The sequence below is a fragment of the Ekhidna sp. genome, from assembly GCF_965247405.1.
Classification (GTDB): domain Bacteria; phylum Bacteroidota; class Bacteroidia; order Cytophagales; family Cyclobacteriaceae; genus Ekhidna.
In genome coordinates this window covers 3915050-3937695 of record NZ_OZ252014.1, presented here as the reverse complement: position 1 = coordinate 3937695, position 22646 = coordinate 3915050, and the positions used below count along the sequence as shown (strand labels likewise).

The following is a 22646-nucleotide window of genomic DNA, read 5'->3' as shown; positions in this document are numbered from 1 at the left end:
CAACTATGACCGAATCCATACTTAATGCATTAGTTCATCTTTTCGCAATCATAGAGAGCGCTAAAGAAGATACTATGGTAGTTGATTCCGGAGAGTTGGTCATTCGTCCTTATCTTCAAAAAAACCTCAACAACGAGACACTCACCGCTGAGTACATCAAGCTTTTTTATGATTATCTCAATTTCTATAAAGACCAGCCGGCACCCAAAGATTCTGAAGGAGTCACCATAGATAGCACCAGTATTTTACAGATTGCGAAAATCTGTAATCAACTTAATAAAGAACTTCTTCGATCCGAACGATTAATCGTATTCATGCAGCTGATGGAACTTATCCGTGCTGATGAAAAAGTAACTGCGAAAGAAGAAGAATTTGCGGCGCTGGTTGCGCTGAACTTTAACCTTGATCAGGAGGATGTACTTAATCTTAAGAGTTTTATTCTTAAACCAGACGATAAAGAGATCAATAAGGATAAAATTCTGATCATCGACAATAAACAGACCGAATGGCCGGAAGAGATGGCCTGGATTATCCGAAAGAAGAAAAAAGAAAATCAAGTCAGACACTTATTCGTCCAGAATCTTTTCGGAAAAATTACCGTCCTCTATCTCAAGAGTGTGGATACGTTTGTTTTTCGATACGATGGTCCCTTAAATCTGTTTTTAGAAGGGGTTAAAATCATTCCAGCTAAATCATATATCCTTAGGCCGGGCTCTATAATCAAAGGACCTAACATCTCCTCTATTTATGAGTCCGAGATCACTAGAAAGTTCATTCAGGAGGAATCCACCACACCTGTAGTTCTGGCTGGCGATAAGATTGAATTCAAATTTAAGAATAGCAGCAATGGCCTGAAACCTTTCTCTTTCTCTGAAGATTCAGGAAGATTGGTAGGAATCATGGGCGGAAGCGGTACGGGAAAAACCACACTGATGAATATCCTTAATGGTAAGATTCCAATTGACAATGGACGTCTACACATAAATGGATTCTCATTGGAACAGGCCACTACTGAGGGAGTTATTGGATACGTGCCACAGGACGACCTCCTATTTGAAGAACTAACTGTGTATCAAAACCTCTACTTCAATGCGAAAACGTGTTTCAGTGACTTTTCAGAAGACTTAATTGACAGAACAGTCAATAAGGTTTTAGAGGATCTTGATCTTGAGGACATCAAGGATTTGAGAGTTGGCAATCCACTTAATAAAACCATATCTGGCGGCCAAAGAAAACGACTAAATATCGCATTAGAGCTAATGAGGGAGCCCTCTGTGCTCTTTGTGGATGAGCCTACATCTGGCCTTTCCTCTATGGATTCGGAAAAAATGATGTTGCTACTTAAAGAGCTTACAAGAAAAGGTAAGCTTGTAGTGGCGATTATTCATCAGCCTTCCTCTGAAATTTTCAAATTGTTTGACAGGCTTTGGATTCTGGACAAAGGTGGCTATCCAATTTACAACGGGAACCCGATTGATGCGGTGGTCTATTTTAAAACCATGAATACTCAGGTGAATGCCGCTGAGAGCGAGTGCCCTCGCTGTGGCAATGTCATTCCTGAGCAGATTCTTCAGATCATTGAGGCCAGAGAAATAGATGAACGAGGTAGAAGTACGAAAAAACGTCGTGTAAATCCTTCAGTTTGGTATTCCAAATACAAAGAAAATATCCTTCCTAAACTGGTAAGGCTTAAGTATGATTCTGTGCTCCCTCCCACCAACTTCCGTATACCAGACGGCTGGAATCAATTCAAAATATTCAGCAAGCGAAACCTACTATCTAAGATTTCTAACAGGCAGTATGTATTGATAAATATGTTAGAAGCTCCGGTTCTTGCTTTTATTCTTGGCTATTTTTCAAAATACTCTCCTGAGAATACCTATGCCTTTTCAGAAAATATCAATTTACCGGTTTACTTGTTCATGTCTATCGTGGTATCTCTTTTTATGGGACTCACCGTGAGTGCGCAGGAGATTTATAAGGACAGACAGATACTTGAAAGAGAGTCATTTCTAAATTTATCACGTCTTAGCTACATCAATTCTAAAGTTGTCTACTTGTTTATCCTGTCGGCCATTCAAACACTCTCCTTTGTGCTAATCGGAAATTACATACTGGAAATTCATGGAATGACACTCTATTATTGGGTCGTCCTGTTTACTGTTTCATGCTTTGCCAATTTGATTGGCCTGAATATTTCTTCGGCACTTAACTCTGTAATCAATATTTATATCCTAATCCCTTTTATACTGGTTCCCCAACTTTTATTAGGTGGAGCGATGATTAAGTTTGATGAGCTGCATCATTCACTCAACAATCAAAAGAATGTGCCTATCGTAGGAGATATGATGGCATCCAGATGGGCATATGAAGCGCTGGCTGTCGCGCAATTCAGATATAATGATTATGAGAAGCATTTCTTTGAAGTCAATCAGGAAATAAGTAAAAATTCAGTTTACCGATCGTTTATGGTTCCGGAAATGATCAGCATCAATAATGAGATCTTACGTGACAGTGCAGACTGGAACAGTAAAAAAAGATCTTTTCGGATATTGAAAAATGAAGTTAGAAGTCTAAATGAAGTGTTTGGGCTAAGGGCATTCTCGTACACGGATCAAATCAACGAGAATTATTTCAGTACATCCATTAGCCGAAGACTCCATGATTACCTGCTATATACAAAAGACCACTTTGCCAAAGCATACATTGAGGCTCAGAATAAAAGAGACAAGCTATACGAGCAGTTGGTAGATGAATTAGGTCGTGAAGGCTTTGTAGAATTGGAGCAAAAATATCATAATGAGTTTTTGGCGGATCTACTTATGAATCGGGCTCATTTTGATATGGTGTACCGTGGGGATGATCAGCTAATACAGAAAAAAGATCCCATATATATGCGCCCATATTCTAACATTGGTCGAGCTCATTTTTATGCACCTATGAAGGTCCTTGCTGGATATGAAATACCTACCTTTTATTTCAATATCTGCTTCATCTGGTTTATGACAATTTTGCTCTACCTGGCCTTGTTGGATAACTCACTGAAAAAACTCATTAAATTCTTCGAATCCAAGGAAAAGGACGAGAGCAAACCCAGTAACTGGGTGAGATTTTGGGATACATTTCTAATTGTAATTAGCTCACCCAGGGTCTATCACCGAGCTAGGAAAATAAAAAAAGCGACAGATTCATGATGACATACTCAAATCTTGCATCTCTGATTTTAAGGTTAAGTTTTGGAATAATGCTGCTTACCCATGGATGGGGCAAGTTCAACAGGTTAATTTCAGGTAATCTTTCTTTCAGCGACCCTATTGGTATTGGTGAGGCTCCAAGTCTGGTGCTTGCAGTTATTGGAGAATTCGTTTGCCCAATCCTATTGATTGTTGGATTTAAATCCAGGATTAACGCCATTCCACCCGCAATCACTATGTTGGTTGCAGCCTTTATTGTTCATGCGGATGATCCGTGGAGAAAAATGGAATTCCCACTACTCTATTTTTTCGGTTTTCTTGTAATATTTCTACTAGGAAGTGGTAAATACTCGCTGGATTGGAAGTTAAAGAAGGTTTAGTCTTTTATATATCACTTTCTCACTGATCTGGGTGATTTCGCCCGCCTTAAGTGGTTCCAACCTAATGCCTTCAATTGCCACTCTAATAAGCCTCAAAGTCGGATATCCCACTTTGGCGGTCATTCGACGTACCTGTCTGTTTTTACCTTCTGTAAGAGAAATTTGCAACCAGGTTCTTTCAGGGTGTTTATTGTAATTGACCGGCGGGTTTCGCACAGGGATATCAGGGTTTATGATCCGAATTTTGGCAGTCTTCGTACGATGCTTTTTACCGCTTACATTGATTTCTACGCCTTGTTCAAGCTCCTGAATTGCTTGCTTGGTTGGTTTACCTTCCACTTCAACCCAGTAGGTTCGTTGATGATTGTTCTTCGGATTTAATAGCTTGTTATTTAATGACTTATCATTCGTCAAAATCAGTAAACCTTCGCTATCCAAATCAAGTCTACCTACTGGATACACATCCTTAGGTAAATCTTTGAAAACCTCTCCTAGCCCAATGTTATTTCCTTCATTGGAAAACTGACTTAGCACTTTGTAAGGCTTATGGATGATAAAATAAAGTTTCCTTTTAGCCACGGTCGAACAATTTGAATATCCCAAATCCGATAAGCACACCCACCACATTGGAGGCAGCATCTAACCATTCAAAGAAGCGATTTGGAAAGAAAGTATACTGTGCTAACTCAAGGAGTAGCCCATATATGGACGCAAACAGCAGAAGCCAATAAGATCTTCTTACAGATAATAAATCTGCTTTTCTGAACGCTATCAAAAAGCTAATGATTAGCGCTGAGTAGGCGAAACAGTGTTCCAGTTTATCTAAGTAGCCAATCTCCTCAACCTGAACAGGAATAGCCAGGAAAGTAGATAAAAGAAAGATTCCCAGTGTAACCGCAACAGCGGGGACAAACCAAATAGTTGTATTATTCAAAATCAAATAGTGATTTTTAAGCCGTCAGTGAGTTTGTTAAAAGACGAATCTGAGGATTCAATCACCTCATCAGCCATGTGGGTCAGCCACATCTGTTTGGTATTGAAAAGCGTTTGCTTCTCTAAAAGTTCAGAATATCCTAAATGACCAAAATTCACCTTGTCAAGAAAATTGCACTCACATATAAACAAATCTGAACCGTCAGCCAACGGAATAAGATTATCTGTCCATGAGGTATCCCCTGAAAATGCTATGGTTTTCCCTTTCCACTCTACCCTGATACAATGAGGAATAGATGGAGGACTGTGCTCAGCTTTCCATGCGGTGATCGTTTTGTCAACAAGTATCAAAGGTTCACTTTCCTCGTATTCATGATAGGTTAGATCCATTTCGAGAGTCTTTGCAGCAGTACCAGCATACATAGCCTCCTGAAGATCAAATACGCGCTTGGCAACTCCCTCCGGCCCCACAATTGTTAGTGGTTTTTTTCGTGGATTTTCAAACATGCTGCTGATGAGGAAAAAAGGAATGCCTCCAAAATGATCTCCATGAAAGTGAGATATCACAATAGTAGAAATCGATTCCAGATCAATTTTTTCGTGCTTTAAGCGGATCAGTGTGCTGGCTCCACAGTCCAACAAGATTCGCTCGTCCCCTTCCGACAAAAGAAATGAAGTGTTGTTTCGCCCACCATTCCCAAACGCATCACCACAGCCTAGTACAGTCAATTCCATAAAAATTCGATTCTTTTTTATGTGACTTGTAAATTTACCTTATGGAGCTATTCTTAAATGATAAACTCGGAAAAATCAATGTAGAAGTTGATAAAGCCTCCCGCCCTCAGGCTGTCCTGATCATCGCTCATGGTGCAGGAGCCGGAATGCATCACCCATTTATGAGCACATTAGGACGAGGAATCGGTGATAAAGACATTCATGCGGTTCGTTTCAATTTTCCTTATATGGAACAAGGAAGAAAATCTCCCGGATCTCCTAAAGCAAACATTGAAACATGGCGATTGATTGTGGAGCACATTGCCGCTATTTATGAAGGGTTGGACATCTTCATTTCAGGGAAGTCATATGGTGGTCGAATGGCCTCTCACCTCATGGCTGAAAATTCCAGTGATAAAGTAAAAGGGATCATTTACTATGGCTTTCCACTCCATGCACCGGGGAAAGACTCGATGGATCGTGCTTCTCACCTCTCAGAGGTTAAAGTACCTCAACTATTTCTTCAGGGATCTAAAGATAAATTGGCAAACATTGACATGATGAACCAGGTGGTTGGTGAGCTATCTAACGTTGAATTGGAAGTTATTCAGGATGGAGATCACTCATTTAATGTTCCAAAGAAAAGCGGTAAGACGAAAGAAGAGGTGATGGATTATCTAATGACGAAATCTGAGAGTTGGATTAAATCTCATTTAGGTTAGTTCGGATGGTACCAAAAAGGTATATGTGCATAATCATCAAAGAAGGCGGTTGAATCATTGTTGATCTTTCGAATAATCAATTGATTTTCACCTATATTCAAACGCTCGGTTGAGATGGTAGTGATAATCCCTTTTTGCTCCTTTTGAGGGTGAATATAAAAATAGTAATTCAATGAATTATATATCGAATCATTGATACTTATTTGATAAATCGATTGCTGACAATCTAGGAGTTTATCAACATCCTCTAAGGTGAAATCCTTCTCAGTAATTTGAAGATTTCCGCGTTGAGTTATTAGCCGCAGCTTACGGTTCAACCCATCATCTTTCAAAGGAACAAAATCAGGACATTGACTTCTAATTAGCTCATTGTCTTGAGGGTTGTATCTTAGGTACAATTGAAAAAAGGGTCTATCCACATACCTGGATGAAATGCTTGCTCGTTCAACATAGTCATCCTCAGGGCGCTGATCGTCATAACAATTGACAGATATAAAGGATGAATTTTGTTTTTCTGGAAAGTACTGATACTGATCAAATGAATAAATCACGGATAATAACACCAGGACTCCTGCAAATGCATAGACAATCCGAATACGCTTTTTTGAAAACTTGCTAATCAAATAATAGTAGATACTTCTACTCAGACCGGATAAGGTTATGATATTGTAAAACCTGTAGAAAGGGTAATAAAACCGGGCCATCCACTTGATTTTTTTAAAGAACCCTAGTGTGAAATAATCTATCGCATAAGTGATCCCCATCAACAATAAGAACAGGTATACAAATGCGACGATAAGGCTAAGAATGGTCTTAATAGTACCTGCAGAAACTAAACCAATAAGCGAAGACAGTGCGACTCCACTCACCGCCAGAAATGCCAAGAACATTCCAAATGCGAGCAAAACAGAGATAATAAGAAACGAAAATGCAAAAATCACGCTGCATATCTCATCAAGCAGAATGACCATGCGATCAAGACTGATGACCTTCTTCTTCAGTTTTTCGGTAAAAAAATCATTGTAATTGAGTTTACTGAAATCGATATTTGATTGTACCGATCTTAAGCCAATTGCACCAATCCAGAATCCTCTTAACATGAGATGCACCACCAGACAGATTGTTAGTGCTGAAATCGATTTTTGGATCAGGATGAGAAAGACGTAACCAATGGAAAGAATGGGGCCAGAAATGTTGTACTCATACCTTAGGCCTGCAAGAAAAGTGTCGAACTCAGCATTGGCTCCTATTAACAGGAAAATCGTGAATGCAGAAACAAGTAATTCTAATTGCCAGCTTTCACGTTCAAGTTTCTTTAGCCAGCTTTCTATTTGGTCTTCCCGAATTTCGCTCATGAGGAATTAGTTACCTAAAAATAAGCGATCCTTCTTATACTTTCCATTAATCGCATTGCAGTAGTACTCCCTGATTAACTTGGGATCCTCTCCTCGTTTGTACATCCTCATCGCTTTCAGGTTAGTTAATTGTACCTTCAGGTATGAATTCTCATCATATTTTCGTGAAGACACCTTCACACTTTTAGGTATCACCTTAAAAGGAACCTGATGTTTCTTTAATCGATCAAGAATCTCATAATCCTCCATAATCACATATCTCTCATCAAATCCTCCAATTCTGCTGAAATCATCTTTTTTAATAAACAAGGTTTGATCTCCCCCTCTGCACCATTTAAAAGGAAAGCGTGTGAAGAATCCATTAATATGTAATAGTGGATTTTTGGGTGTGTTGAATTTGAATCGATAACAGCCGCTCGGTATCCCATGATCTATAGAATCTTGGATATCCTGGACGAATGAATCCACCAGTTGTACATCGGCATGAACAAAATAAAGAACCTCTCCCTTTGCCAGTCCGGCTCCTGTATTCATCTGATGGGCTCTGGATGTCCGACTTGATTCATGCAACGTAACATCATAGGTTTTGACAATTTCTTTGGTTTGGTCAATGCTTCCTCCATCAACCACTATCACTTCAAAATGTGATTTTAAAGGATGGTTTTGGAGATAATAAAGCAAATGTCCAATGCATTGCTCCTCATTGATGGTTGGTATGACGATGCTGATAAACACAATTTGGTTTTCAGCTAGTTACGTAAAAAAGACAGAAGTTGTATGCGAGGCTATTCAAATCACATGGCCTGTCGGTCATGATTATCTTTCTTCTTACGACCCTTGGCTTTCTCCATTGGCTTCTTGGCCTTCATAATCATGAATTTAGCAGCCAGGTTCAGCAACTCGGGCTGACCGGAATAACTATATCCAAGTTCTTGAAGCTCTTCAATGATTTTACTGTACTCTTCTGCTTTTGATAAGGAGAAATTATCATTGTTCTGAAGGTATACCGCCTCAATCACACCCAATGAATGCTTCAACATCCGAAACAGCTTCTGATTTCGTGTTTCACGCTCTTCCTTGAAATGCTTGGCATATACTTCTGGCATGAGTTCTTTCAACCGTTCGAAATGCTCGCTGAGTACTGGGTGCTTGTCTTTGGTCATTTGGCTATGGCGTTTAAGGTTTTGATGAGTTCGTTTGCTACCTGATGCTCCGAGCTTGGAGCTAATTCAACGAATTTATTGATGCTTTGGATGGCATCTTGATACTTTTTTAAGGAAATCAATACCAATCCAAGATTATAATAGCTGTTTGGGTATTCAGGCTCAATCTGCGTGGACAGTTCATAATGAACTTTTGCCAAATCCAGATTTCCTAAATCAGAATATACGTTTCCAAGATTATAATGTGCCTCAAAGTGTCGCGGGTTCTTCTTTAAACACTGCGTGAGATAATCAATCGCCTTACTTAAATCTCCCTGACCTGACTTCAGAATGCCAAGATTGCAATAGGAATCTTCCTCAGATTGGCCATTCTCTATTGCCAGCAAGTAGTATTTTTCTGCTTCATCCTTACCTGCTTCATCCAAAGTAAGTGCCTCTTCAAAAAAAGATCCGGCCTTCGGAAGCGACACAATTGGAGTATCAGGCAATTGATCAAAAATATTAAGCTGCCCATAATCTTCCAGGTTAGGTCGCCTCCTTCTCCTGGCCTTCTTGGGGCCGAGTTTTTGAGGGGGATTAACTGGAAATTGAACAACTTTTGTCATTGCTAACTAGCTTTTCTCTTTACTTCTTTTTCCTCTTCCTTCCCTTTCTTAGCCTTTTTCATCGGCTTCTTGGTGTCTTTGGCTTGCTCAATGCTTGCTTTCAGAGCGGTCATGATATCCACCACTTCCGGCTCTTCTTCCACATAGGAAACAACCTCATTGCCTTGTATCTTGTTATCGATCATTTCTCGTAAGGCATCATTGTACTTGTCCTCCAGCTCTATCTTCTTAAACTTCTTTGTCATTGACTTGATGAGCATATTAGCCAGTTTCAATTGTTCCTCATCCGCTTCCTCCTCAATTCGAACATTTGGTACATCTTTAATGCTTCTTACTTCATTTGGATATCGGAGCTTGTGGATCATGATTCCCCGATCATGAGGTGTCAATAGCACCGCGCTCTCACGATCCCTCAACACCACTTTTCCAACACCTACTTTTCCGGATTCTCGCAATGCCTGACTCAACAATGCATATGTCTTACTCGCCACATCACCATCAGGACCTGCAAAATATGGAGAGTCGTATAGCATCTCATGCACTTCGCTGGCATCTACGAAACCTTCGATCTCGATAACTTTTGTACTCTTGAGTTTTACCTTCTCAAAATCCTCTGGTTCAATGATCACAAACTGACCGGGCTCATATTGATAGCCTTTGACAATATCCTCTTGTCGCAACACATCTCCTGTTACCTTGTCACGCTTCTCATACTTCACAGGATTGTTGGTCTCCTTGGAAAGCAGGTTGAACTGCACTTTCTGAGCGGTATCAATGGCATTGTAAATCCTGATAGGGATGGTCACCATTGAGAATCGAATATGTCCTTTCCAGATTGCCCGCATAAGTATGAATTTACTGATTTAGGCAGAAAATTAAAAATCTTTAATTATTAATCAAAGTGAATGATATTAACTAATTGATTTTTAATTATTTATGATAATAAAATATTCATGTCAAAATAATATTTGGAAGACGAATATTGCAGGTTAAAATACTGTATATCAGCACTTTAATCAATCCTCGTAATCAGCATTCCTTTCAATGTACTTTATGATTTCGCCGGCGATATCTTTCTCTGTTGCTGCTTCAATGCCTTCTAAACCAGGGGAAGAATTCACTTCCAGAATCAATGGTCCCCTACTGGATTGTAACATATCCACGCCAGCTACGCCCAGCCCCATCGCCTTGGCTGCTTTAAGGGCTGCACGCTCTTCAGCATCCGAGAGTTTGATAATCTCAGCTGATCCGCCCCTGTGAAGATTAGATCTAAACTCCCCCTCTTTTCCTTGACGTTTCATGGCTCCCACTACCTGATCTCCGATAACGAATACCCTAATATCTGCACCCCCTGCCTCTTTGATAAACTCCTGAACAATCACACGAGCTTTCAATCCATTGAAAGCTTCAAGCACTGATTCAGCTGCCTTTTTAGTTTCAGCTAGTACCACGCCCAAACCTTGAGTGCCTTCTAATAATTTAATGACACAAGGCGCACCCCCAACAGCACTAATGGGTGTTTCAACATCCTTTGAGTAATTAGTAAACACGGTCTTTGGAAGTCCAAGTCCGGCTCTGGCTAAAATCTGTAAACTTCTTAGCTTGTCTCGTGAACGTACAAGAGCTACTGACTCAGTGGTGGAAAACACACCCATCATTTCAAATTGACGAACCACTGCTGTTCCAAAGAATGTCACCGAAGCACCAATACGAGGAATTATGGCATGCACATCCGTTATTTGTTCGCCTTTAAAATAAACCTTAGGTTTCTTCTTTTCGATTTCAATGTTACATCTGGAGTGATCGACCACAAGCATATCGTGACCTTTTTGCTCACCAGCCTCTACAAGTCTTTTGGTTGAGTATAAGTTGGGGTTGCGAGACAATACTACAATTCGCATGTTGTGACTTTTTGGTTCCCTATTGATTACAGGCAAATATATGAGGTCATACAGATCATACCCACATCATTTAATTCAACTTTAATTTAAATCTAAATGAAAGAATGGAGGGATATAAAGGAATAATTAGTTGACGCAAACAAACAACCCTCCTATTTTTGCGACCTTATTTAAATGAACATAATGAAGGACTTTGTAGAAGAGCTAAAATGGAGAGGTATGGTACACGACATCATGCCGGGAACGCAGGAGGAATTGAATAAGGGCATGACCGCTGCATATATTGGTTTTGACCCCACTGCGGATTCACTCCACATCGGAAACCTGGTTCAAATCATGACGCTTGTTCATTTTCAGAAATGCGGACACAAACCAATTGCGTTGGTTGGTGGTGCTACCGGGATGGTAGGTGATCCTTCCGGGAAGTCTGCGGAGCGGAACTTGCTGGATGAGGACACGCTTAATCACAATCTTTCATGTGTGAAAAAGCAACTTGAGAATTTTCTGGAATTTGAAGGTGATAATGCTGCTGAAGTGGTGAATAACTACGACTGGTTCAAAGACTTCAACTTCCTGGACTTTATCAGGGATGTTGGCAAGCACATCACCGTCAACTACATGATGGCAAAGGATTCTGTAAAGTCCCGATTAGAAACTGGTCTATCATTTACAGAATTCTCGTACCAGCTAGTGCAGGGATATGACTTTTACTACCTGTGGAAGCATAAAAACGCTAAACTGCAGTTGGGCGGTTCCGATCAATGGGGGAACATTGTTACGGGTACAGAGCTGATCCGAAGAAAAGAGCAGGGCGAGGCATTCGCCATGACCACTCCTCTTATTACCAAGGCCGATGGTTCTAAATTTGGTAAGTCTGAAGGTGGCAACATCTGGCTGGATGCCGAGAAAACCTCACCTTATAAATTCTACCAATACTGGATCAATTCCTCTGACGAAGATGTGGAGAAGTACATCAAAATCTTCAGTCTGAGGGAAAAGGAAGAGATTGAAGCATTGATCTCTGAGCATAGAGAAGCGCCTCATCAGCGTTTGCTTCAGCGTACGCTGGCAGATGAACTTACTGTGCGTGTACACTCGAAAGAAGATTTAGACACGGCGATCAAGGCAAGCTCCATCCTGTTTGGCAAATCAACAACCGAAGACCTGGCAAGTCTCGATGAAAAGACACTACTTCAGGTGTTTGAAGGGGTGCCACAAACAGACGTGAGAAAAAGCGAACTGGAAGGAAAAGATGTGACCACTTTTCTGAGTGAGACCACCCAAAACATCATTTTTAAATCCAAGGGAGAAGCCAGAAAAATGATCCAGGGCGGTGGAGTGAGTATTAATAAAACTAAGGTCACGACTCCTGACCAATCAGTAGATTTTGACCTGCTACAAGACAAATACTTACTTGCACAGCGAGGCAAGAAAAACTACTACCTGATTAAAGTGGTGTAGTTAGCTGAACATCCTTACGCCTTGTAGAAAAAAATGAATTGCTAAAGCGATTAGCAGATTCCTGTTATCAATCCCATTTGGAGATAAACGCGCACTTTGCGTTATTTGAAAGGTAGATAACATGAATATGCTGTTATAAAGATGTTATCAGCAATACTTCTTCAAACTAACTTCTCAGAGCTAGACCAACTTGGCTGGGCGGGTGAACTTTTTGGATTATTAGTTACAATATCTTATGCCGCATATTGTATTAAGCAGGGAATTCTAGAACTCAAAAATGACAACTTAGAAACTCCATATCTCCGCATTCTAGCTATAATGATAGAACTCTTTAACGTCCTAACATTTGTGTTCATCCTAACTCAAGTACCTGAACTTAATTACATATCTGAACTGCCTAACTTTTTGATTGTAACCGGAATGTGCTACTTGTTAACTCAGAACATACGAATTGCTTTGGGGAAAAGCTGATAACAGTTGCTAAGCGGCATTTGTCAGCGTGCTATTAACTGCTTGATCTGCAACTGTCCCACTTCGGCGCACCTTCTGAAAGTTGAGAAGCCTTAGCAACTGTAGTGCTTATGGCATTTATCTTTCACAACGCATTTTCTTCGGGGAAGCTTTTGAGGGGTGGTGCACCTTCGTTACTTTTAGTGCTTTCAAGCTAAGTGTGGACAAACGCCGCTTAGCGAGACGTTATTATTTGATTGCTAACTTTCGTTAATATTCTACGTATCTTTGACCTATGAGTACGGTTGAGCTAAAATCAAATCTTCATCAACTAATTGATGACATTCAGAACACAAAACTTCTGGAATCTCTTCACGATCTCCTATCTGAAAGGAAGAATGCAAAAGCAGGAACGCTCTGGAACAGCCTAACTGAAAGTCAAAGGAAAGAAGTAATGGATGCTTATGAAGAATCTGAGAGTCACGAAAACCTAACTGTACACTCAGAAATTCTTAGAAAATATAAATGAGAATATACTGGACGAAGAAGTCAGAAAGTCGATTTCTTGAAATCTACAATTACATTCAAACAGAATTCGGAGAAAAGTCATCCAAAAAGTTCAAAGACAAGGTATTTGGCTTCTTAGAACTCCTAGAAAGATTTCCTGAACTTGGTACTTTGGAAGTCCCTGACAAGAACATCCATGGATTTCAAATCTCAAAGCAAACCAGAATATTCTACCGAATTAACAAAAATTATATCAGCTTATTGACATTCTTCGACAGTCGTCAAGACCCTAAGAAGAAACCAAATTAACACTCACTTACAAGCACTAGTTATTCCAGACTGCTCCAAGAAACGATTGCAGGAATCTAAGAAAATGCCTAGTGAGGTTTAAACATTTCCGTTCAGCCTCTTCTTCTCCATTAACCTGACCACTACTCCGGCATCTGACATATTTTCAAGAATCACTTTGAAAAGGAAGGTCAATGGTACCGCCAGCAGCATCCCCGCTGTACCCCACAAAAAGGCCCAGAAAACAAAACCGAAAAGCACAGACACAGTATTCATGGAAAAGGAATCTCCCATGAGTTTTGGCTCAATCACATTCCCCATGATTAGTTGAACTCCTTCCAGGCAAACGAAAATGACCAGCACCTGAGATACAGAGCTCGAATCAATGATACCCAAAACCAGCGGAGGAATAATGGCAATAAGCGATCCGATATACGGAATGTAGTTCAAAACGAAAGCAAGGAAACCCCACAGCAAGGCATAGTCAATTCCGAAAAACCAGCAAATCAGCCCGATGGCAATTCCGGTCAGAATACTGACTAATGTCTTTACCTTGATGTAGGAACCAACCGAGTCTTTGATCCGGTTAAACACTTTAAGTGATTTTTCCTTATTCTTATTGTCACTTCCTACAATGTAGGATACCGTCTGATCGTATTGAGTGATAGCTCCAAGAAGTCCTGCGAAATACAGAATGGTCATGAGTAATTCAGCTGCCATGCCACTTATGCTGTTAATAAAAGAACCGGATGCTGACCAGAACTGACCGGTTTGAATCATTTCCACTACCAGCTCTCTCAACTCCCCTTTTTTAAAGGTTATACCCAGGTATACCGTGTAATCATTGATAAAGGGCCTAAGGTCATTGGAGATACTATCCAAAATGGTCTCACTATTATCGATCAAGGCTTGAATAACATTGAAAATCCCAAATCCTATGAAAAAGAATATAGTCATGGTGAAAAGAGTGGTCAATGCAATACTGACCGAAACCGGGAAAAACCTTTCCAGAAACTGCACAAGCGGCTGAAACAGAACAGCGAAAAACAAAGCAAAGAACAATGGAACTAATAAGTTCGATAACTCACGCATCAGGTACAGCGTGGCTATCCCCAAAAATATCATCAGGATGATTTTAATGTGTCTTAGGGAGCGTTCCATTTCCATTTGTGAACTCATAGCTGCAAAATAATTGAATTCAATCAGGAAACTTTTATCTTTAATCAGATTCAAACAAATCAGTCATGAAAAATCTCACCTCATTAACTTCACTCTTTTTCATATTGCTTAGCTGCACCGGTCAAGAAATTCCTGATAAAGACTACCAGCTTGAAACGGCTGTGCTGGCTGCTCCTGAACATCAAAGAACAGAAGCTACTATAATGGGTTTTAATAAAGATGGCGAGCTCGTTACTTTAAAAGAGGGCACCAACGATTTCATTTGCATTGCAGATGACCCAAACAAAGAAGGGTTTAGTGTGGCGGCCTACCATAAAAGACTGGAACCATTTATGGCCAGAGGTAGAGAGTTAAAAGCTGAAGGGCTGGACTTTAAACAGGTATTTGACAAAAGAGAAGAAGAAGTGAAAGCAGGAACACTGGAAATGCCAGATAAAGCTACACTTTACGTAACAACAGGTGATCCCAATGAAGAAACAGGTGAGATCGACAATCTATACACTCGTTATGTAATCTATATTCCATACGCGACAGAGGAAAGCACAGGGATGCCCCTGAGCCCACCAGCTCCCGGTGCACCATGGATCATGGATCCGGGTACGCATCGTGCTCATATTATGATTAATCCGCCGAAGCAATAGCTACATCACCACCGGCCAGAAAATGATATCCACCCTCCTGTTTTTGCGTCTACCCTCCCAGGTATTGTTGTCGTAGACAGGATTGAACTGACCAAAATCTCGTTTCTCTATCTGGTTGGATTTAAACTCCAGATTCAGCAACTTTTGGATCACCTCATCGCCACGCATTTGCGATAGCCATTCATTGTAGGCAGCACCTCCGATATTATCTGTGTGGCTATGAATAGTAATGGTATAATCACGAATATCTTTAACCGAATCAACCAGATGTTTCAATTCTTCATACTGATATTCATCTACATAATAGCTTCCTCCACCAAAATAGATGCTCTTTAGAATGTAAGCCTCGGGTTGGTCCTGGGCTTGAGAGAAAAGTGTGAAGAGAGCAAATAATATGAAGGCAGAAATTCTCACAATAATAAATAAACGGTCATTATCACTCCTTGTTTCGTGGTTTTATATTACAAATCTGCCATTCATCATTTTAGCTCTTTGCTTCTCCACGATCCTTTTTAAATTACTATCGAACTCTTTTAACAGAAACCTAAAAAAGATATGAAGTACAAATTACTCACTATGCTTCTGGCATTCAGCACTGTGGCACTCGCTCAGAAGCTAGATATGGAAGCTTTCAAAAACATGGCACCAAGAAACATTGGCCCTGCGGGAATGTCTGGTCGAGTTACAGCCATTGACGTGGTGACTGACGAGCCTGACGTAATGTACGTGGGATCAGCCTCTGGTGGTGTCTGGAAATCAACCAGTGGCGGCATTGACTGGGAGCCAATCTTCAACGATCAGACCACAGCATCCATTGGAGCAGTCGCCATTCAGCAATCAAATCCATCCGTGGTATGGGTGGGTACCGGTGAAGGAAACCCAAGGAATTCACTAAATGGTGGTGATGGCATATACCGAACCCTTGATGGTGGTAAGACCTGGAAAAAAATGGGGCTAGAAAAAACCCGTCACATTCACCGAATCATTATCCATCCGGATGACCCGAATACCGTATATGTCGGCGCAATCGGTTCACCATGGGGTGAGCATGAAGAGCGCGGGGTTTATAAAACGACAGATGGAGGTAAAACCTGGGATCGAATCCTCTTTACCAATATTCGATCTGGCGCAGCAGAACTGGTAATGGATCCAACCAACCCAAACAAGCTAATTGCAGCTATGTGGGAGCATAAAAGAGATCCCTGGTTCTTCAAATCCGGTGGACCTGGTTCTGGAATCTATGTAACGCACGATGGCGGTGAGACATGGGAGCAGCGAACCGATGAGGATGGACTACCGAAAGGAGATCTGGGACGAATTGGACTGGCTATTGCCCCTTCCCGACCGAATGTGGTGTATGCCTTGGTGGAATCTAAAAAGAATGCACTTTATCGATCAGATGACGGAGGATTTAAATGGAAAAAGATCAATGACAACAGTGATATTGGAAATAGACCTTTCTACTACCATGAGATTTATGTTGATCCGATTAACGAAAACCGAGTATACAGCATCTTCACTTATGTAAACGTATCTGTGGATGGAGGCAAGTCCTTTACTCAATTAATGGGTGCATACGGCGTAGATAATGGCGTTCACCCGGATCACCACGCGTGGTACATACATCCTGAAGATCCTAATTTCATGATGGATGGAAACGATGGTGGTCTTAACATCACCCGCGACAGAGGTGAAACCTGGCGATTTGTTGAAAACCTACCGGTTGGCCAATTCTATCATATTAATGTTGATAATGAAACTCCTTACAATGTGTATGGAGGTATGCAAGACAATGGCTCATGGGCAGGTCCGGCATACGTGTGGAAAGCTCAGGGAATCAGAAACCATTATTGGCAGGAGATTTCCTTTGGTGATGGATTCGATGTGCTACCTGATCCCAGAGACAGCAGATATGGTATATCCACCTCTCAGCAGGGATATGCTTCCATCTATGATCGAAAAACAGGATATAATGAGAATGTAAGACCAACCTACCCGGAAGGTGATGTAGAGTTACGATTCAATTGGAATGTGGGAATGGCCAGAGATCCACAAAATCCTTCCACGGTCTATTTCGGCAGCCAGTTCGTTCATAAAAGCACGGATGGAGGTCAGAACTGGGAAATCATCTCCCCTGACCTGACTACCAACGACCCTGAGAAACAAAAGCAAGGTGAAAGTGGCGGATTAACCATGGATGCTACGGGTGCTGAAAACTACTGCACTGTAATTGTCATTGAACCATCTCCATTTAACTCTGAACTGCTTTGGGTAGGTACAGACGATGGCAATGTTCAAATTACCCGAAATGGTGGTGATACCTGGACAAACGTAGGCGATCGGCTACCGGGACTACCTAAAGGCACATGGATTACGCAGATCAAAGCATCCAACAAGAACGAAGGAGAAGCACTTCTTGTAGCAAACGATTACCGTAGGTTCAACTACACCCCATATGCTTATCGTACTAGGGATTATGGACAAACCTGGGAGCGTATCGTAGACAGTAATGATGTGGTTAGCTACGCTCTTTCAATCGTAGAAGATCCGGAAGAGTCACGTTTACTCTTCCTTGGAACAGATGATGGCCTTTACGTTTCGATAGATGCTGGCGCGAACTGGACCAAATGGGATTCTGAGGGATTCCCAACGACCAACGCCTACGATTTGATAATTCATCCAGAGGAGCATGACTTAGTGATTGGTACATTCGGAAGATCCATCTGGGTAATGGACGATATTCGTCCTCTAAGAGAGCTGGCAAAGAGTGGAAAATCTACTTTGGATAAAACCTTGAATGTGTACAATCCACCTGTAGCATATGTGGCTTCTAACCAACAGCCCAAAGGCTCACGATTTGGTGGTGATGCTTTATATAATGGAGAAAACAGGCCATATGGAGCCATGCTGACTTATTCTATCAATCGCCCGGAGGAAAAGAAAGAAGAAGCAGATGATGATAAGAAAGACAAGAAAAGGAAGAAAAAAGGCGAGCCTGAAGAAGACGACAAGAAAGAGGAAGAAAAGGTATCCTATGATTCATTAACCATTGAAATTTTTAAAGGAGAAGAGGTCATAAGAACGCTGAAGTCTAAAGCACCAGAGGAGAATGGTATCCACCGAACCTTCTGGTACATGGATGAGAAAGGAACTGATCGAATGAGCCGAAGAGATCGAAGAAGTAATCGTGAACCGGGAGGTGCTACTGTATTGCCAGGTTCGTATAAAGTGCGATTCACATTTGGTGATCAGCAAGACTCTACCAATGTAGAGGTAAGATACGATCCTAGAATTGAGCTTTCTAATACTGCTATTCAAGCGAAATACAATGCGCTTAAAAATCTTGAGTCCAAATACTCCATGGGTGTTAAAGCCGTAGATCGTCTCAAGGAAAGCATCGATATTGCGAAAGGCATTCAAGCTGACCTCAAGGAAAAAGACAAAGAAGGTTATAAAGAGCAAATCGATTTGTGTAAAACCACCATCGATACGCTGAACAGCATGATGGACGTATTCCTTGGCGAAGAAGATGATCGTCAGGGTATTACGAGAGGCACACCAAATAGCGTGAGCAACTCTTATGGAACAGCATACTGGTACACTTCGGGTGCGCTACATGCCCCTGGTGAAACCGAACAAAAGCTAATCGATAAATTCGAGAAGGATCTGGCAGAGGCCATGGATATGGTCAACGGCTATTACAATGAAAAATGGCCGGAGTTTAGATCAGAGGTGGAGGGGCTGGACACCTCGCCTTTCAAAGACTATGAAGAAATAAAAGAAGAGTAATAAGAAAAGCCGTCTCAAATTGAGGCGGCTTTTTTTATTTTGCCTCAAATTGATCCGTATGAAATTCCTCAAGATCCTTGGCCTGCTTCTACTCTTAATCATCCTAGGTGTGACTGGTTATCTAATTTATCTCAAATCAAAGCTCACCCCATCCTACTCGGGTACACGAGTGATCACAGGATTATCCGCAGAAGTTGATGTCTATTTCACTACTCATGGTATTCCGCACATTTATGGAGCGACTGAGGAGGATACTTACAAGGCTTTGGGATATATACACGCCATGGAGCGATTATGGCAAATGGATTTGCTCAGACATGTGGGAAGCGGAAGATTATCAGAACTGTTCGGTCCAGACATGATCAAAAATGACAAGTTCCTTCGAACCATGGGCATCAGCGAGTATGCCCGTGAATCTGCTGCCGCCTATATTGAAAGAAACCATAAAAGCTTACCCCTGGTACAAGCGTACATTGATGGTATTAACGAATACATCCGCGACAACCCCAAACCATTAGAGCATACCATATTAGGGTTAGAAATCGAACCATTCGAAATTCAAAATGCCTTTGAGATTCTCACATACATGGCATTCAGTTTCTCAAATGCTCATATCACTGACCCGGTTCTGACGGAGCTTTCCAACAAGCTGGACTCCACCTACTTAAAAGACCTGAATATCTATCATTACAAAGGTGAGTCCACGCTTCGTTCATTCGACGATAGATATAGTGTTCAAGCGAAAGAAACAATGGCTGTTTTAGAGTCGATTGGTGTCCCGGAATTTATCGGGAGTAATAGCTGGGTTCTCTCACCTGTAAAAACAGCTTCAGGAGAAGTCCTGTTATCTAATGACCCGCACATTGCCTTTTCACAACCCTCTGTATGGTATGAATCACACCTGTTTTCTCCTGAACGAGAATATTATGGTTACCATGTGCCGGGAGCTCCTTTCCCTCTGCTCATGCACTCAGAGGTGCATGCCACTGGCCTCACCATGTTTGAAAATGACGACATGGATTTCTACGTTGAAGAAATTCACCCGGAAGATTCAAACAAATACATGCATAAAGGTGAATGGAAAGACATTTCAATCAACAGAGAGATGATCAATGTTAAAGGTGAGAAGCCGGTAATATTCCATATTCGAAAAACGATTCACGGCCCTATTGTCTCAGACATTTTAAATGATGAACCACTCGAAGATATTGTGAGCATGCATTGGGTCACGACCAGTTTCCCCAGCTACATGATGGAGGCAGTTTATGGCCTCTCCTATGCTAAAAACATGGAGGAAGTTGAGCAAGCTGCTTCGCTCATTCATGGTCCGGGACTGAATATTATGTACGGAGATTCCTCAGGAAATGTGGCCTGGTGGGCAGTCGGTAAACTCGTCAAACGTAGAGATGAACGAACCAGTAAAACGTTTTATGATGGCTCCACAGGAATAGATGATCCGGATAGCACCTATAGCTTTAGTGAAAATCCGCACGCAATCAACCCTCCTTGGGACTATGTTCATAGTGCCAATAATCAACCAGATACCGTGAATGGAGTACTGTACTCTGGATATTACCTGCCGGATGACCGTGGAGAGCGAATCACGCAGATATTGGATCAGGGCTCAGATTTATCAGTGGAGGATATGAAAAACATGCTCCTCGATGATAAATCTATTATGATGAGTGAGGTTAAAGATATTTTAATGGACGCTATTCGAGATGCAGAAAATCAGGGACTTAAGGAAGAGCTGGATAGATGGAATGGAAACTTTAATAAGGATGACTTCCGTCCACTCATTTTCCAAAAATGGATTCATGAAACATTGAAAGCTGCGCAGCAAGATGAGATTGGTAAAGAGCTTTGGCCGATGTATAAGCGCACACACACGTATAAGGTCGCCACCGAGCACTTGTTAAAAAACGAGAACTCCGCATGGTGGGATAATGACACTACCGAGGCTATTGAAACGAGAGATGATATCATCAGGCAGGCATTTGAAACTTCCATCTCAGATTTGAAAAACCACTGGGGAGACGATTACACCCTCTGGAACTGGGGAGATGCACATGCATTAAGACACAATCATGCCATGGGTGAAGTAATTAGCTTTTTGAATGTGGGTGATTTTCCGGTTTCCGGAGGAAATGAGGTACTGAATAATATTGGCTATACGTACAGTGAAGGCAAGAATCAAACGATCAGATTCGGACCTTCCACACGAAGAATCGTTGATTTCTCGGATATCAGGAATAACAGCTGGAGTATCCTACCTACAGGACAATCAGGAAATTACTTTAGTCCTTTTTATGCTGATCAGGCAGAAATGTTTGTGGAAGGAGAATTTCGAAAAATGATCATGGATCATGATTTGATTAAACAATCAAATAATAAAATCACATTGACATCCAAAGACTGAACCGGAGGTATCATTGTCATGTTACCTTTGTGTCACAACTAAAAGTGACAACCTTAATCTAAACATATGGACAACAGAAAGTATTTACCTTTTTTAATCATTGGGATCATTGCGATCATTATCCTGTTCTCAGCAGCAAACAGAATTTTCTTCAGAATAGAGGCGTCAGAAAGGGCTGTTCTTTTCAAAACCCTGAGCGGCACCCTAGAGAAAGATAATATCATAGGCCCGGGATGGAACATGAAAGCACCGTGGAATGAGGTTTATATCTATGAAGTTTCAGAAAATAAAATTGAAGAAACCATGGATGTCCTTGACAAAAACGGGCTGAACATCAGCGTAGACGTGACCGTGCGTTTTCACCCAAAATATGATGCTATTGGCACCATTCAGGAAAACTTCCGAGGAGACTACATTCAAAGACTGGTTATCCCTGAGGCACGATCGATCGTACGCCAGGTGATGGGTCGATATACAGCAGAAGAGATTTTCTCCACCAAAAGGCCCGAAGTAGAAGCATCGATCAAAGAAGAAACCAGGCAAGTTTTGGGAGCTCCCGGAAATGAAGTGGAAATGAAAAGTCTTTTGATTCGATCCATCAAACTTCCGGAACAAATCAAAACAGCTATCGAGAATAAATTGAAGCAAGAGCAGGAAGCTTTAGCTTATCAGTTTAGATTAGATAAAGAAAAAAGTGAAGCAGAAAGAAAGCGAATTGCCGCAGAAGGTGAAGCTGCCGCTAATAAAATCATAAACAGTAGTTTGACTCCTGAGTTATTAAGAATGCGTGGAATTGAAGCGACTATGGATATTGCCAATTCACCTAATTCCAAAGTGATTGTAATTGGTGGTGGTGACGATGGATTGCCGCTGATATTGAATGGCAACTAACCCTTCAAAATCTGGATTAAAATCGTTATTTTCGTGGAAATTTTTAAATCAGCA

The 22646-nt window shown here is 41.2% G+C and carries 21 protein-coding genes; 10 read left to right on the top strand and 11 right to left on the bottom strand.

Translation table 11 applies throughout. From position 1 onward, the window contains the following. The first annotated feature begins 5 nt into the window (after window positions 1–5). Together ACP14Y_RS18135 and ACP14Y_RS18130 are read left to right on the top strand one after the other, a co-directional pair. Window positions 6–3194: an ATP-binding cassette domain-containing protein gene (locus ACP14Y_RS18135; protein WP_424964314.1), complete on the top strand. Its 3189-nt coding sequence runs from the start codon at window positions 6–8 to the stop codon at window positions 3192–3194. Further along, window positions 3191–3574 carry a DoxX family protein gene (locus ACP14Y_RS18130; RefSeq protein WP_424964313.1) on the top strand — a complete coding sequence of 128 codons (384 nt, stop codon included), beginning with the start codon at window positions 3191–3193 and terminating at the stop codon, window positions 3572–3574. Before ACP14Y_RS18135 ends, ACP14Y_RS18130 begins: the two co-directional genes overlap by 4 nt. On the opposite strand, the gene ACP14Y_RS18125 is transcribed toward ACP14Y_RS18130, so the two are convergent. Genes ACP14Y_RS18125 through ACP14Y_RS18115 form a run of 3 tightly spaced genes read right to left on the bottom strand, consistent with a single transcriptional unit; the run spans window position 3560 to window position 5242 of the window. Next, window positions 3560–4153, bottom strand: a complete 594-nt coding sequence (locus ACP14Y_RS18125; RefSeq protein ID WP_424964312.1) for a pseudouridine synthase — start codon at window positions 4151–4153, stop codon at window positions 3560–3562. The genes ACP14Y_RS18130 and ACP14Y_RS18125 overlap by 15 nt on opposite strands. Then, window positions 4146–4508: a VanZ family protein gene (locus ACP14Y_RS18120; protein WP_424964311.1), complete on the bottom strand. Its 363-nt coding sequence runs from the start codon at window positions 4506–4508 to the stop codon at window positions 4146–4148. Before ACP14Y_RS18120 ends, ACP14Y_RS18125 begins: the two co-directional genes overlap by 8 nt. Before the next feature lie 2 nt (window positions 4509–4510). Next, on the bottom strand, window positions 4511–5242 hold the full coding sequence (locus tag ACP14Y_RS18115) for an MBL fold metallo-hydrolase (RefSeq protein WP_424964310.1): 732 nt from the start codon (window positions 5240–5242) through the stop codon (window positions 4511–4513). 41 nt (window positions 5243–5283) lie between these two features. Between ACP14Y_RS18115 and ACP14Y_RS18110 the strand changes: the two genes are divergently transcribed. Further along, window positions 5284–5943 carry an alpha/beta family hydrolase gene (locus ACP14Y_RS18110; RefSeq protein WP_424964309.1) on the top strand — a complete coding sequence of 220 codons (660 nt, stop codon included), beginning with the start codon at window positions 5284–5286 and terminating at the stop codon, window positions 5941–5943. Here ACP14Y_RS18110 and ACP14Y_RS18105 read toward each other — a convergent pair. The 6 genes from ACP14Y_RS18105 to rimK form a co-directional block, all read right to left on the bottom strand. Further along, entirely contained in the window at window positions 5940–7298 is a 1359-nt protein-coding gene (locus ACP14Y_RS18105) for a hypothetical protein (protein WP_424964308.1), read from the bottom strand. The genes ACP14Y_RS18110 and ACP14Y_RS18105 overlap by 4 nt on opposite strands. A gap of 6 nt (window positions 7299–7304) precedes the next feature. After that, window positions 7305–8033: a TIGR04283 family arsenosugar biosynthesis glycosyltransferase gene (locus ACP14Y_RS18100; protein ID WP_424964307.1), complete on the bottom strand. Its 729-nt coding sequence runs from the start codon at window positions 8031–8033 to the stop codon at window positions 7305–7307. A 59-nt stretch (window positions 8034–8092) separates the two neighbouring features. Beyond that, window positions 8093–8461: a hypothetical protein gene (locus ACP14Y_RS18095; RefSeq protein WP_424964306.1), complete on the bottom strand. Its 369-nt coding sequence runs from the start codon at window positions 8459–8461 to the stop codon at window positions 8093–8095. Next, window positions 8458–9066 (bottom strand): tetratricopeptide repeat protein, encoded by a 609-nt coding sequence (locus tag ACP14Y_RS18090; protein WP_424964305.1) that lies wholly within the window; start codon window positions 9064–9066, stop codon window positions 8458–8460. Before ACP14Y_RS18090 ends, ACP14Y_RS18095 begins: the two co-directional genes overlap by 4 nt. A 2-nt stretch (window positions 9067–9068) precedes the next feature. Further along, window positions 9069–9911 carry a Ku protein gene (locus tag ACP14Y_RS18085; RefSeq protein ID WP_424964304.1) on the bottom strand — a complete coding sequence of 281 codons (843 nt, stop codon included), beginning with the start codon at window positions 9909–9911 and terminating at the stop codon, window positions 9069–9071. 171 nt (window positions 9912–10082) lie between these two features. Further along, window positions 10083–10967, bottom strand: coding sequence for a 30S ribosomal protein S6--L-glutamate ligase (gene rimK, locus ACP14Y_RS18080; protein ID WP_424964303.1), 885 nt, complete (start codon window positions 10965–10967; stop codon window positions 10083–10085). Window positions 10968–11150: 183 nt separating this feature from the next. Here rimK and tyrS point away from each other — a divergent pair, with 183 nt between their 5' ends. From tyrS to ACP14Y_RS18065, 3 genes are all read left to right on the top strand, one after another. Further along, the gene (gene tyrS / locus ACP14Y_RS18075; protein WP_424964302.1) at window positions 11151–12428 is read left to right on the top strand and encodes a tyrosine--tRNA ligase; all 1278 of its coding nucleotides are present in this window, start codon (window positions 11151–11153) and stop codon (window positions 12426–12428) included. Window positions 12429–13173: 745 nt separating this feature from the next. After that, window positions 13174–13407 carry a hypothetical protein gene (locus ACP14Y_RS18070; protein WP_424964301.1) on the top strand — a complete coding sequence of 78 codons (234 nt, stop codon included), beginning with the start codon at window positions 13174–13176 and terminating at the stop codon, window positions 13405–13407. Continuing rightward, window positions 13404–13694 carry a type II toxin-antitoxin system RelE/ParE family toxin gene (locus ACP14Y_RS18065; RefSeq protein ID WP_424964300.1) on the top strand — a complete coding sequence of 97 codons (291 nt, stop codon included), beginning with the start codon at window positions 13404–13406 and terminating at the stop codon, window positions 13692–13694. Before ACP14Y_RS18070 ends, ACP14Y_RS18065 begins: the two co-directional genes overlap by 4 nt. A 78-nt stretch (window positions 13695–13772) precedes the next feature. Here ACP14Y_RS18065 and ACP14Y_RS18060 read toward each other — a convergent pair whose 3' ends face one another. Then, the gene (locus ACP14Y_RS18060; protein WP_424964299.1) at window positions 13773–14852 is read right to left on the bottom strand and encodes an AI-2E family transporter; all 1080 of its coding nucleotides are present in this window, start codon (window positions 14850–14852) and stop codon (window positions 13773–13775) included. A gap of 65 nt (window positions 14853–14917) precedes the next feature. Between ACP14Y_RS18060 and ACP14Y_RS18055 the strand changes: the two genes are divergently transcribed. Further along, a complete protein-coding gene (locus ACP14Y_RS18055) occupies window positions 14918–15493 on the top strand; it encodes a hypothetical protein (RefSeq protein ID WP_424964298.1) in 576 nt (191 codons plus the stop codon). Here the strand turns inward: ACP14Y_RS18055 and ACP14Y_RS18050 are convergent, their stop codons facing one another. Beyond that, complete coding sequence (locus ACP14Y_RS18050; protein ID WP_424964297.1) at window positions 15494–15907, bottom strand: OmpA family protein; 414 nt, start codon at window positions 15905–15907, stop codon at window positions 15494–15496. 141 nt (window positions 15908–16048) lie between these two features. Here ACP14Y_RS18050 and ACP14Y_RS18045 point away from each other — a divergent pair, with 141 nt between their 5' ends. The 3 genes from ACP14Y_RS18045 to ACP14Y_RS18035 all read left to right on the top strand — a co-directional run bounded on the left by ACP14Y_RS18045 (window position 16049) and on the right by ACP14Y_RS18035 (window position 22592). Continuing rightward, window positions 16049–19282, top strand: coding sequence for a WD40/YVTN/BNR-like repeat-containing protein (locus tag ACP14Y_RS18045; RefSeq protein WP_424964296.1), 3234 nt, complete (start codon window positions 16049–16051; stop codon window positions 19280–19282). 58 nt (window positions 19283–19340) lie between these two features. Continuing rightward, entirely contained in the window at window positions 19341–21701 is a 2361-nt protein-coding gene (locus ACP14Y_RS18040) for a penicillin acylase family protein (RefSeq protein ID WP_424964295.1), read from the top strand. 66 nt (window positions 21702–21767) lie between these two features. Next, entirely contained in the window at window positions 21768–22592 is an 825-nt protein-coding gene (locus tag ACP14Y_RS18035) for a prohibitin family protein (RefSeq protein ID WP_424964294.1), read from the top strand. Window positions 22593–22646 lie beyond the last annotated feature (54 nt).

Coding starts and splice junctions, on each gene's coding strand:
- ACP14Y_RS18135 (WP_424964314.1), top strand. CDS start 6: ATGACCGAATCCATACTTAATGCATTAGTTCATCTTTTCGCAATCATA.
- ACP14Y_RS18130 (WP_424964313.1), top strand. CDS start 3,191: ATGATGACATACTCAAATCTTGCATCTCTGATTTTAAGGTTAAGTTTT.
- ACP14Y_RS18115 (WP_424964310.1), bottom strand. CDS start 5,242: ATGGAATTGACTGTACTAGGCTGTGGTGATGCGTTTGGGAATGGTGGG.
- ACP14Y_RS18110 (WP_424964309.1), top strand. CDS start 5,284: ATGGAGCTATTCTTAAATGATAAACTCGGAAAAATCAATGTAGAAGTT.
- ACP14Y_RS18105 (WP_424964308.1), bottom strand. CDS start 7,298: ATGAGCGAAATTCGGGAAGACCAAATAGAAAGCTGGCTAAAGAAACTT.
- ACP14Y_RS18095 (WP_424964306.1), bottom strand. CDS start 8,461: ATGACCAAAGACAAGCACCCAGTACTCAGCGAGCATTTCGAACGGTTG.
- ACP14Y_RS18090 (WP_424964305.1), bottom strand. CDS start 9,066: ATGACAAAAGTTGTTCAATTTCCAGTTAATCCCCCTCAAAAACTCGGC.
- ACP14Y_RS18085 (WP_424964304.1), bottom strand. CDS start 9,911: ATGCGGGCAATCTGGAAAGGACATATTCGATTCTCAATGGTGACCATC.
- rimK (WP_424964303.1), bottom strand. CDS start 10,967: ATGCGAATTGTAGTATTGTCTCGCAACCCCAACTTATACTCAACCAAA.
- tyrS (WP_424964302.1), top strand. CDS start 11,151: ATGAAGGACTTTGTAGAAGAGCTAAAATGGAGAGGTATGGTACACGAC.
- ACP14Y_RS18070 (WP_424964301.1), top strand. CDS start 13,174: ATGAGTACGGTTGAGCTAAAATCAAATCTTCATCAACTAATTGATGAC.
- ACP14Y_RS18065 (WP_424964300.1), top strand. CDS start 13,404: ATGAGAATATACTGGACGAAGAAGTCAGAAAGTCGATTTCTTGAAATC.
- ACP14Y_RS18060 (WP_424964299.1), bottom strand. CDS start 14,852: ATGAGTTCACAAATGGAAATGGAACGCTCCCTAAGACACATTAAAATC.
- ACP14Y_RS18055 (WP_424964298.1), top strand. CDS start 14,918: ATGAAAAATCTCACCTCATTAACTTCACTCTTTTTCATATTGCTTAGC.
- ACP14Y_RS18045 (WP_424964296.1), top strand. CDS start 16,049: ATGAAGTACAAATTACTCACTATGCTTCTGGCATTCAGCACTGTGGCA.
- ACP14Y_RS18040 (WP_424964295.1), top strand. CDS start 19,341: ATGAAATTCCTCAAGATCCTTGGCCTGCTTCTACTCTTAATCATCCTA.
- ACP14Y_RS18035 (WP_424964294.1), top strand. CDS start 21,768: ATGGACAACAGAAAGTATTTACCTTTTTTAATCATTGGGATCATTGCG.